This is a genomic window from Pseudomonas sp. K8, from assembly GCF_014889455.1.
Classification (GTDB): domain Bacteria; phylum Pseudomonadota; class Gammaproteobacteria; order Pseudomonadales; family Pseudomonadaceae; genus Aquipseudomonas; species Aquipseudomonas veronii.
The window spans coordinates 1-1,109 of sequence record NZ_VJWO01000116.1; the positions used below are offsets into that span (position 1 = coordinate 1).

The following is a 1,109-nucleotide window of genomic DNA, read 5'->3' on the forward strand; positions in this document are numbered from 1 at the left end:
ACCGCTGTCAGCTCCGGCGAATACGCCCGGAAGGCAACCGCCCCCGGTCAGCTGCCCGCGCGCAAGATCGAAGCGGCCCGCCGCTCGATCAGCCGCTACGTCAAGCGCGGTGGCAAGATGTGGATCCGAGTGTTCCCCGACAAGCCGATCACCAAGAAGCCCATCGAAGTCCGAATGGGTTCTGGTAAGGGCAACGTGGAGTACTGGGTAGCCCAGATCCAGCCCGGCCGCATGATCTATGAAATTGAAGGTGTGGGTGAAGACGTGGCACGCGAGGCGTTCCGCCTGGCAGCTGCCAAGCTCTCCGTGACCACCACTTTCGTGACCCGGACGGTGATGTGATGGATATCAAACAACTTCGCGAAAAGTCGGCTGACGACCTGAAGTCCCATTTGGTTGACCTGCGTAAGGAGCAGTTCTCGCTCCGCATGCAGCAGGTCACCGGGCAGCTGCCGAAGACTCACGAAACCCGCCGGGTCCGCCGCGAGATTGCTCGCGTCAAGACCCTGCTCGGCAGCAACAAGTAAGGATGGCCGCGATGAGCGACAATACTGAAAACAAGCAGCTGCGCACGGTCGAAGGCCGTGTCGTCAGCAACAAGATGGACAAGACGGTCACCGTGCTGGTGGAACGCCTGGTCAAGCACAAGCTTTACGGCAAGTACTTGAAGCGTTCGACCAAGCTGCACGCGCACGATGCCGACAACGCCTGCAATGAAGGCGATGTCGTGCTGGTGACCGAAATTGCTCCGATGTCCAAGACCAAGAACTGGCGCGTGGTGGAAGTCATCACGCGTGCGGCTCAATAAGGAGATCTGACTCATGATCCAGATGCAGAGCTACCTCGAGGTCGCGGACAATTCCGGTGCCAAGGAAGTGATGTGCATCAAGGTGCTGGGCGGCTCCAAGCGTCGCTACGCACACATCGGTGACATCATCAAGGTCACCGTGAAGGATGCAATTCCGCGCGGCAAGGTCAAGAAGGGTGAAGTGTTCGACGCCGTCGTGGTGCGTACCCGCAAGGGTGTGCGTCGCGCCGATGGCTCGCTGATCCGTTTCGACGCCAATGCCGCGGTCCTGCTCAACAACAAGCAAGAGCCGATCGGCACC

4 protein-coding genes are annotated in these 1,109 nt (G+C 59.8%); all 4 read left to right on the top strand.

Annotated elements, in window-relative coordinates:
- On the top strand, positions 1-342 hold a 342-nt coding region (gene rplP, locus INT12_RS30430), incomplete at its 5' end, for a 50S ribosomal protein L16 (protein ID WP_193059171.1).
- Complete coding sequence (gene rpmC, locus INT12_RS30435) at positions 342-527, top strand: 50S ribosomal protein L29 (protein WP_068849465.1); 186 nt, start codon at positions 342-344, stop codon at positions 525-527. The genes rplP and rpmC, both read left to right, overlap by 1 nt.
- An 11-nt stretch (positions 528-538) precedes the next feature.
- On the top strand, positions 539-808 hold the full coding sequence (gene rpsQ / locus INT12_RS30440) for a 30S ribosomal protein S17 (RefSeq protein ID WP_193059172.1): 270 nt from the start codon (positions 539-541) through the stop codon (positions 806-808).
- A gap of 13 nt (positions 809-821) precedes the next feature.
- On the top strand, positions 822-1,109 hold a 288-nt coding region (rplN, locus tag INT12_RS30445), incomplete at its 3' end, for a 50S ribosomal protein L14 (RefSeq protein ID WP_193059173.1).

Coding starts and splice junctions, on each gene's coding strand:
- rpmC (WP_068849465.1), top strand. CDS start 342: ATGGATATCAAACAACTTCGCGAAAAGTCGGCTGACGACCTGAAGTCC.
- rpsQ (WP_193059172.1), top strand. CDS start 539: ATGAGCGACAATACTGAAAACAAGCAGCTGCGCACGGTCGAAGGCCGT.